Genomic DNA, 10,338 nt, shown 5'->3' with positions numbered 1-10,338 from the left:
AAACAGTGTGCAAATGCGCGAGTATGTAATAGGAGAGGATTTTTACGAATGAAAAGAAAGAAAATCAAGAATCAACTACTTGTTTTAACAAGTATTCTCGTTCTTCTGAGTTTGGAAGTCGCTCCAGTTGTTACGTTGGCTGCAGAATTACCAAGTAGCTCGCTACAAACAGCTCTGTCCTCGGAAACGACAATTACTTCGGAAGAAAAAGTAATTGAAACAACCGAAACAACTGTTGCTACATCGACAACGTCCACTAGTAGTTCGTCATCTGAATCAAGTAGTTCTACCGATACGATTACCGAATCAACGAGTCATTCAACGACAGAAACGACAACCACAAATACTAGTTCTGAAACAAAAAAAGAACCTACAGAGCCAACGGTATCATCAGAAATCACGCAGCCTATTGAACAATCGCAACCACCACAAGTTCCTGTGACCAAGCAAGAACCTGAAGAACCTATTCAAGTTCCTGAAGCCACCAATAACGTTGTTGAAGAAAATCAGGCTGTATCGTTAAATCCGTCCCTCAAAGTAGATGAAATAGCTTCTTCAAATTTAAAAGGCTACGAACTGCCACTGTTGTCGTCTTTTGGCGAAAAGAAACGGGCAGTCGTGGTGGCTGAAGCATTAAGACACGTTGGGAAAACAAAAAAAGAATTTAATTTGACGGAGCAAGCATTAACCAGTAGTTTCCTTGCCCAAAAAATTTACCAACAATTATTTAAAATAGACATTGGCAGTACACCGCAAGAACAAATGACATTTGGTAAAGTTCGTTCTATAGAGGAGGCAGAACCTGGTGATCTGATTTTTTGGCAAACAGCTGAAGGAAAAACGCTTCAAAATGGTGTTTATCTTGGCCAAGGAAAATATTTAATTGCCGCAGCGGAAGCGGATTCTAAAGAGAAACCAGAAGTAATCGCTCAGTTAGAGAATATCTATACTGCCAAACAACAACCAGACTCAAAAGAGGAAAAACGCTTGGTAGTGACTAATCCTTTTAAGGAGTTCATATTAACGGAGTATGGCAAAGAAGTTTTAGCAACATATGGTGCGTCATTTGAAATGCAGAAGTCAGAACAAACCACAGCGTTTATTAAAAAAATTGGTGAGACAGCCAGAGAACTTGGCGAAAAATACGATGTTTTTGCATCAGTGATGATAGCTCAGGCTATTTTAGAAAGTGGCTCTGGCGAAAGTCAACTAGCCAAAGAACCTTATTATAATCTCTTTGGCGTGAAAGGTTCGTTCCAAGGAAATAGTGTTAGCTTTTCAACAAAAGAGGCTGATCAGAGGGGCCAACTTTATACAATTTCCGCTGGGTTTCGCGATTACGGTGGCTATAATGACTCACTGCAAGATTATGTTCAATTACTCCGACAAGGGATTGACGGAAATCAAGATTTTTATAAACCAGCGTGGCGTTCGGAAGCCAAAAACTACCTTCAAGCAACGCGTTTTTTAACAGGTAAATATGCAACAGACAAGCAATACGATAATAAATTAAATTCGTTAATTGCGGTTTATAACTTAACGCAATTTGATTTACCAAAAACAGTGGACGGTTTGATTATCCAATCTAAAAATGAGCTGTCAGAAGCGGAACAGCAACAAATGCATTTTCCAGTCTATGATGGGATCAATTATAATCGAAGTGGTAGCTATCCCGTGGGCCAATGTACGTGGTATGTCTATAATCGTTTCAAACAGTTGGGCACTTCTGTGGATGAATTTATGGGAAATGGCAGTGACTGGGGAAGAAAAGGACGTGCATTAGGCTATCAAGTTAGTTCATTGCCTAAAGCTGGTCGTGCGATTAGTTTCCAACCAGGAGTTGCTGGCGCAGATAATCAATATGGACATGTTGCTTTTGTTGAAGCGGTCACTTCTGATGGAATCATTATTTCTGAAAGCAATGTCATCAATGATCAAACGATTTCGTATCGTGTCTTACCTAATGTAATTGCTTATAGTAGTGGCGTGACCTACATTGGCGCTTAATCGACTCATTCAACAGGAAGAACTGTGGATGTTTAAGTAAAAAATTAGCACAATGATTCATGTGTGAACTAACAAATTAAAATAACCAGAATCGACCAATGAATTGATTTTGTCATGTATAAAATGACAAGAACAGTTTGGCGGTTGATTCTTTGTTTTTCATCAACGAAGAGACAATAGTCCTCATGATTCGTTAGTAAAAGATGAATAGTCCAAAGTACTCTTTCTTGATGCTTTGTTATTTTATGTTTTTGTTTGCAGGAAACTACTGAAATCGCTATACTAAATTTATGTGAATATACTAACAGACAATCAATTTTTTATCTTTTTTATTGGTGTATAAATTGATTGAACATTATAATCATTTGTCTTTTGTTGTGTAATTTTATATCTTCTTGAGAAAGGGATGAGTGAACAAATGGCTATTTATATATTAGAAGACCAAATTATTCAAGCAAAAGCGTTAGAAGCATTGTTAACAAATATCCTACATTCAAGAAATATTTATAATGAAACAATCCATTTATTTTCACGTTCAGATGAATTATTACAAGTGGCACACCAGGACGCCCAACTAAATATCTTTTTCCTAGATATTCAAATGAACAATCATATCCAGGCAGGATTTGAGGTTGCTAAAGAAATCAGAAAAACAGACAGTGAAAGTCTGATTGTATTTATTTCTACTCACACAGAATTAGTTTTAACTTCCTACAAATATATGGTTTCAGCTCTTCAATTTATTCAAAAGAACGTGGATTTTCTAGATTTCCAAAAAGAGGTCGAAACATGTGTCGATGCATATATTCAACAAAAAGAAAATATAAAGACAAAAAGTGAATATATTATCATTAACTTAAAAGCGTCTTCTATAAAAATGGATATTAATGATATTTATTTCTTTCAAACGGAATACGATCATCGTGTATCAATGGTTGGTAAAAATTTTAAAAGAGAATTTTATGGAACTTTATCAAAAATTGAACAACTGCATCCAGATTTGATTAGAGTCCATCAATCAATCATCATCAATAAAAAATATGCGTCAAAATTAAATTATAAAACGCATCTTTTAACTATGAGAGACGGAACGGAAGTACCAGTCTCAAGAAGATATTATACTCAGGTCAAGGCACTATTTCTTACTTAGGGAGGGATAATGACTAATTAAGGAATTATCTATCTATTAGTCGCTATATTCGTTATAATTTAGTGCAATACTTGAAGAGGAGGGCGATATGCTAATCGATTGGATTCTAAAAAATATTATGGATATAGATCAGGAAGATCAATCAGGAAAAACACAATGGACAAAGTATTATCTAACCGTTTATTTTTCTGGCTTATTTAATTTTCTGATGATTCTGATTTTATCAGTTTTATTTGGGACGTTAAGCGAAACCTTTATTGTATACGTCGTACTGATTTTTTTACGGCCTGTCGCAGGTGGCTGGCATGCAAAAACCAAATGGCTCTGTCGCCTAGAAAGCATTGTTATCTATGTCGCCATACCATTTGTATTGAAAAATTCTTCTGTGAGCTTACCGTTTATTTATAAAATTTTATTGATTTGCCTCTTAGTCGTATTATTTTATTGGTATGCGCCACAAGGAACAGCAATCGAACCTGTTCAGCCATCTGATTTAAACGTGCTCAAAAAGCAAAGCCTTATAAGGGTGTGTTTACTTATTTTATGTAGTCTGTTTGTCAAAGAAAAGATTGCTTCAGTAATACTCTACGGTCTCGTCATCCAAGGTCTGATGATACTCCCTGTAACAAAAAATTTAATTGAAGGAAGTGTTTTTATGAAATTTGGTAAAAAAATAATTAAAAATGTTATTGAAAAAAGAGTTGCAAAAGTTAGTGATGGTGTGGGAACTAAGCCTAGATTAAATCAAAATTCGCCCAATATATTTGGACAATGGATGGGACAAACTGAAAAACCTAAAAAGAATATTGAAAAATGATTTTGTCGTTATTAGCTACTAACGTTTTGCTTGTATCTAGCTTTATCGTTTTTGTCTTTTTACGAGTAACATTGATCAAGATTGAATGTAAAATACCGTTACTTTCATTGCTTATTGTCATTAATCTTTGTTCGTTTGCGGCATTAATGTTGGGTTGCTCTTGGTTGATTTATGCGCTGACAGTCGTTATTTTTACAGGATTTTTACTCATTCACAAAAAGAGGTTCTCAATTTTTAAAGCGATATTTTTGTCTGTTTTTACATTGCTTATGGTTTCGTTTATCAATTACACGGAGCAAACGATTTTAAGTGTTTTTTTTCAACAGATTTATCAAAATAAATTATTATGGATTGCCTCAAATGTTATTCTGTTGCTTATAAATATCTGGATTGCTTTAAAAATTCCCAATAGTGTTTTTTTAAGATTAAATCGTGTGTTAGAAAATAGCCGAATTTTTTTTGGTTGTTTACTTTTATTGTTGATTCTGTTGTTACTTTTTGTGTTTTTGATTTCGCCAGAGATTTCACCTGACTTTATGCGAGGATTTGTCACGGTAAATAGTTCTAAATTGGAGTTATTAATAAGTGTAGGTTTATTTTTAATTCTGATTGGCTTAGTCATTGAAGCTTATTTGGAAGAACAACGTATCAACACTCAATTATTGAATAATTTAACGATTTATACTGAAAAAATAGAATCCATTAACGAAGAGCTAGCGATGTTTCGTCATGATTATAAAAATTTATTGTATAGTTTACAAATTGCTATTTCATACGAAGATATTCTGGAAATCAAAAGAATTTATGAAGAAACGATTGCACCAACCAAAAAAATTATTGATAATGAAGAATTTGAACTTATGAAGTTAAATCGTTTGAAAAATATGGAACTTAAGGCACTCATAAGTATGAAAATTAATACCGCAAAGCAAGCAAAACTAAAAGTGATTGTTGATGTGCCAGAAGTATTTATTCTCGATACATCAATCGACTTAGTGGTTGTGATTCGTTTGTTGGCTATTCTATTAGATAACGCGATTGAAAACAGTGCAAAATCAGAATTGAAAATGTTCGCTATCTCAATTTTCAATAAAAATGAAACACAAGAGTTTGTGATAACAAATAGTGTCCAAGCCGAATTTGATTTTAGGGTTATGAAGAAAACCAAATTTAGTTCTAAAAGTAACCCAGAAGAGCACGGTTGGGGATTGTTATATGTAAAAGAAATTGTTGATTTTTCAGATCAATTTGACTTGCAAACGTCCTTCAATGAAGGATCGGTTACTCAACATTTAATTATTGAAAAAAATCATAACAGTAAAAAAGTTGTTAACGAATGAATTTGTTAACAACTTTTTTGCTATGGTATTGAGTTATGAGGGGCAATACAGGGAAAAATGTCGGCTGATTAAGGAATTTAGATAGTGCCGGTTAGGTAGTTGTCTATAATGAAAATAGCAACAAATATTTACGCAGGGAAAGGGGCGGTCGTTTAACGGGAAAAATTAGGGAGGATAAAGCAATACTTTTGTTGGGAAAAGAAATAAAAGGAAACTGGGGAAGGAGTTAATTGTTTGATGAAGGGAAATAAAATTTTATACATTTTAGGTACAGGCATCTTTGTTGGAAGTTCATGTCTATTTTCTTCACTTTTTGTAGCCGCAGAAGAACAAGTTTATTCAGAAAGTGAAGTTTCAACAGTTTTATCGAAGTTGGAAAAGGAGGCAATTTCTGAGGCAGCTGCTGAACAATATACGGTTGTAGATCGAAAAGAAGACGCGTGGGGGATGAAGCATCTTAAGTTAGAAAAGCAAACGGAAGGCGTTACTGTTGATTCAGATAATGTGATTATTCATTTAGATAAAAACGGTGCAGTAACAAGTGTTACAGGAAATCCAGTTGATCAAGTTGTGAAAATTCAATCGGTTGATGCAATCGGTGAAGAAGGAGTTAAAAAAATTATTGCTTCTGATAATCCGGAAAATAAAGATCTTGTCTTTTTAGCTATTGACAAACGTGTAAATAATGAAGGGCAATTATTTTATAAAGTCAGAGTAACTTCTTCACCAACTGGTGACCCCGTATCATTGGTTTATAAAGTGAACGCTACAGATGGAACAATTATGGAAAAACAAGATTTAACGGAACATGTCGGTAGTGAAGTAACGTTAAAAAACTCTTTTCAAGTAACGTTTAATGTACCAGTTGAAAAAAGCAATACGGGAATTGCTTTACACGGAACGGATAACACAGGGGTTTACCATGCAGTAGTTGATGGCAAAAATAATTATTCTATTATTCAAGCGCCATCACTAGCGACATTAAATCAGAATGCTGTTGACGCCTATACGCATGGAAAATTTGTGAAAACATATTATGAAGATCATTTCCAACGACACAGTATTGATGATCGAGGGATGCCCATCTTGTCAGTTGTTGATGAACAACATCCAGATGCTTATGACAATGCTTTTTGGGATGGAAAAGCAATGCGTTATGGTGAAACAAGTACACCAACAGGAAAAACGTATGCTTCCTCTTTAGATGTAGTTGGTCATGAAATGACACATGGTGTGACGGAACATACTGCCGGTTTAGAATATTTAGGACAATCAGGTGCCTTGAATGAATCTTATTCTGATTTGATGGGTTATATTATTTCGGGTGCATCTAATCCAGAAATTGGTGCGGATACTCAGAGTGTTGACCGAAAAACAGGTATTCGAAATTTACAAACGCCAAGTAAACACGGACAACCAGAAACCATGGCTCAATACGACGATCGAGCACGGTATAAAGGAACGCCTTATTATGATCAAGGCGGTGTTCATTATAATAGTGGAATTATTAATCGGATTGGTTACACCATTATCCAGAACTTAGGCATTGAAAAAGCACAGACTATTTTCTACAGCTCGTTAGTAAATTACTTAACACCTAAAGCACAATTCAGTGATGCTCGTGATGCGATGCTTGCTGCTGCAAAAGTTCAATATGGCGATGAAGCAGCTTCAGTGGTGTCAGCAGCCTTTAACTCTGCTGGAATCGGAGCTAAAGAGGATATTCAAGTAAACCAACCAAGTGAATCTGTTCTGGTCAATGAATGAAAAAAATTCCCCAATTAAATAAAAATGGATAAGGAGTGGCATAATCTTATGAAAAAGTTCTCCATACGAAAAATTAGTGCTGGTTTTTTGTTTCTGATTTTAGTAACTTTGATCGCCGGTTTTAGCTTGTCTGCAAATGCAGAAGAGTATATCGTTCCTGCCGAAAGTCATTCACGACAAAAAAGATCGTTACTGGACCCTGAAGACAGAAGACAAGAAGTGGCAGATACAACCGAAGCGCCTTTTGCGTCAATCGGAAGAATCATTTCCCCTGCCAGTAAACCAGGCTATATTTCTTTAGGAACAGGCTTTGTTGTTGGAACTAATACAATTGTCACCAATAATCATGTGGCTGAAAGTTTTAAGAATGCCAAAGTATTAAATCCGAATGCCAAAGATGATGCTTGGTTTTATCCAGGTCGAGATGGCAGTGCGACACCATTTGGTAAATTCAAAGTGATTGATGTAGCTTTTTCCCCGAATGCGGATATTGCGGTAGTGACTGTCAGCAAACAAAACGATCGTCCAGATGGCCCAGAGTTGGGAGAAATTTTAACGCCATTTGTTTTGAAAAAGTTTGAATCTTCAGATACCCATGTCACAATATCAGGCTATCCAGGTGAGAAAAACCACACACAATGGTCTCATGAAAATGATTTGTTTACATCTAACTTTACAGACTTAGAAAATCCATTACTATTTTATGATATCGATACAACAGGTGGTCAATCTGGTTCCCCAATCTATAATGCTCAGTTTGAAGTAGTTGGTGTTCATTCCAATGGCGGCATTAAGCAAACAGGAAACCATGGTCAAAGACTAAATGAAGTGAATTATAACTTTATTGTCAATCGAGTGAATGAAGAAGAAAATAAACGTTTATCCGCTGTGCCAGCAGCGTAAAGAACCATAAAAATACTCGGAATTTCCAGAATCACGGGAAATCTCGAGTATTTTTGTTTTTTAAGATAGTGTAAGTTACGATAAAAGTACCTTGTAATTATCGGTTAAAAGCATATAATAGTGCTGAAAAGAAGGCAAATAATCCGATTAAGTTAGTATTTCTAAACCATCATAACTCGTAATGATTTCATGCTTTTGAGATAAAGCCGCCATCTCCGCATATGACAAGCCGCCATTGTGAGAAAAATGGTTGGCAACGTAAATCGTTTTATCTGTGACGAGTTTTCTTTCTTTTAATTCTGTAATTAATTTTAAATTTTCTTCCCAATTCATATGACTATTGCCAGTTTCGTTTGTTTGACTAGTACAATCTAAAGAAACAATACTAAGAAGTAAGTGGCTCTTTTCAAGATATTCAAACATTTCTGACGTAAAGTAACCTGTATCATGGGTGGATAAAAAAGCATCTTTACCATCGTCTATAACGAAAATAAAACAATCTTCACTGAAATTTCCATGTTGTGCAGGAAGGGGATAAATCGTATAGTTCGCAATAGTAAAACATTTGTAGGGCTGAATAACCTGATAATGTAATCGGGTATCGTCTTGACGACCTTCTAAATCAAAGGAGCGCTGATAAAACGTCTTAACTGCTTCATTTCCGTAAACAGTTAAACGATTGGGAATATCTAATGCATAACCAGACATTCGATAAGCCAAATCCTCGCCGTAAAAATGATCGGAATGCCAATGAGAGATTAGTAAAGAGTCAAAGTCTGCAAAACACAAGTCGTACTGCAACAGGTGTAAATAAGAATCCCCTGGAAAATCAATCAGCAGGACATCATCAATAATTAATTGAGTTTGTGTACGAATTTCTCGTCCTTTTTTCTCTCGAGCGTACTTACATAATTTACAATTACAAAAAATTCCCGGAATCCGTTCTGCTGCACCCGTACCTAAATAGTTGATTTTCATTGGGAGTACCTAACCTTTCTTTGACATTCTTCATACTTAGTAGATAACGCTGAACCTTAAAGTAAATGGGCATGGAAACTGAAACATTTGTTGTGTCCATCTTACCTTTTTTAGAGAAGAATTGAAATGGAATTTCTTAAGTAAATTTGCGTAAAATAGAAAAAGCTAGACGCCTTTTTTAATAAGCTGAATTTGTTGCGAATGTTCATGCTATTTCCGAGAAAAAGTTTTACCAAAGGCACTTTCATATCCATCTACTATTAGTTATAGAAAAATAACAAGATGGACATAGCTTGTTAGAGCAAAAATAACTACGCTATTGATAAAGAGTGAGGCGTGTTTTGAACAGGTTGCGTGGGCAAATGAATTTGAATAAAAGGGATGACAAAAGATGACTACTGAAAAATTAGAATATTTTTATACCATTGCAAAATATAATAGTATTTCCAAAGCAGCCTCTGAACTCCATGTTAGTAAATCAACCTTAAGTGCGTCATTAAAAGATTTGGAAAGTGAATTGGGCCATTTACTTTTTGACCGTAACGGGAATTCTTTGACGTTAAATTCCTATGGTGATAAAATCGTCCAATCTGTATATATCATTTTAAACGAGGCCAAGAAAATGAAACTTAATTTGCATGAAATGATTGAGAATCCAGTGATGCGTTTAGGTTTTGGAAATACGTCCTTGATGTATAAAGTGACAGAAAATGAGGACCAACTGAATCGTTTTTGGGAATGTTACCATGGTTCATCGTTTGAGTTATTGAATAAATTGGAGAATCATGAGTTGGATTTTGTGATTACTTCTGCAGATGTGAATAGTCCAGTTTTAAAGAAAGAACAATTAATTGAACTAAAAATGTATCTTTGTGTTTCAAGAGAAATTAAACAAGAAATTGAGGAAGAAGGCTTCAGCTGTTTGACCAACTATCCATTTCTATTTTTGCCTCATCACTTAGATCATTTAGAAGCTACCAAGAGTGTGCTAGAAATGTTGCAATTAACAAGTCCGCTTGTTTGTTGCTACGATACGTTGATGCTTACTCGTCTCATTGAAAAAAGTAAAGGAGTTTATGCGGTGATCTCTCTTCGGAAAGAACAACTGCAGGAAATTGATTCTAAACTCTTCTTTTTACCGATTGAACGAAAACAAAAATTTTATTTATACCGAAATGTTTCCAGTTCGGTTTTTGTCCAACCTGGTCAAATCAAGGCAACTTTACAAAAGTTGCTAGAGACTTAGCCATTAAAATTACTTTGGAATAGTTACCAAAAATAGCTTTATTCGCTTAGATTTACTTCTGCTGCGGATAAGGCTATTTTTGTTGTTCATTGTTTAAAAGAGATGCTCAATTATGGGGCTGTTCGATATT

8 protein-coding genes are annotated in these 10,338 nt (G+C 35.0%); 7 read left to right on the top strand and 1 reads right to left on the bottom strand.

The features are described 5' to 3' along the window. Positions 1–48: 48 nt before the first annotated feature. The 6 genes from IGL13_RS07515 to sprE all read left to right on the top strand — a co-directional run bounded on the left by IGL13_RS07515 (position 49) and on the right by sprE (position 7,984). Positions 49–2,007 (top strand): amidase domain-containing protein, encoded by a 1,959-nt coding sequence (locus tag IGL13_RS07515; RefSeq protein ID WP_002401391.1) that lies wholly within the window; start codon positions 49–51, stop codon positions 2,005–2,007. Positions 2,008–2,425: 418 nt separating this feature from the next. Then, a complete protein-coding gene (fsrA, locus tag IGL13_RS07510; protein ID WP_078126945.1) occupies positions 2,426–3,157 on the top strand; it encodes a response regulator FsrA in 732 nt (243 codons plus the stop codon). 88 nt (positions 3,158–3,245) lie between these two features. Next, complete coding sequence (locus IGL13_RS07505) at positions 3,246–3,974, top strand: accessory gene regulator AgrB (RefSeq protein WP_002401390.1); 729 nt, start codon at positions 3,246–3,248, stop codon at positions 3,972–3,974. Next, entirely contained in the window at positions 3,971–5,314 is a 1,344-nt protein-coding gene (gene fsrC / locus IGL13_RS07500; RefSeq protein WP_002401388.1) for a sensor histidine kinase FsrC, read from the top strand. The genes IGL13_RS07505 and fsrC overlap by 4 nt, the downstream gene beginning before the upstream one ends. Before the next feature lie 234 nt (positions 5,315–5,548). Next, positions 5,549–7,081, top strand: coding sequence for a M4 family metallopeptidase coccolysin (gelE, locus tag IGL13_RS07495; RefSeq protein WP_002357227.1), 1,533 nt, complete (start codon positions 5,549–5,551; stop codon positions 7,079–7,081). A 48-nt stretch (positions 7,082–7,129) separates the two neighbouring features. Continuing rightward, a complete protein-coding gene (gene sprE, locus IGL13_RS07490) occupies positions 7,130–7,984 on the top strand; it encodes a serine proteinase SprE (RefSeq protein ID WP_002357230.1) in 855 nt (284 codons plus the stop codon). Between the two features lie 147 nt (positions 7,985–8,131). On the opposite strand, the gene IGL13_RS07485 is transcribed toward sprE, so the two are convergent. Continuing rightward, entirely contained in the window at positions 8,132–8,962 is an 831-nt protein-coding gene (locus tag IGL13_RS07485; protein WP_002401387.1) for an MBL fold metallo-hydrolase, read from the bottom strand. Between the two features lie 391 nt (positions 8,963–9,353). Here IGL13_RS07485 and IGL13_RS07480 point away from each other — a divergent pair, with 391 nt between their 5' ends. Then, the gene (locus IGL13_RS07480) at positions 9,354–10,208 is read left to right on the top strand and encodes a LysR family transcriptional regulator (RefSeq protein WP_194180177.1); all 855 of its coding nucleotides are present in this window, start codon (positions 9,354–9,356) and stop codon (positions 10,206–10,208) included. Positions 10,209–10,338: the final 130 nt, after the last annotated feature.

Origin of the sequence: Enterococcus sp. DIV1937 (assembly GCF_050535975.1) — a bacterium.
Classification (GTDB): Bacteria; Bacillota; Bacilli; order Lactobacillales; family Enterococcaceae; genus Enterococcus; species Enterococcus faecalis.
This window is presented reverse-complemented; position numbering and strand designations above follow the sequence as displayed.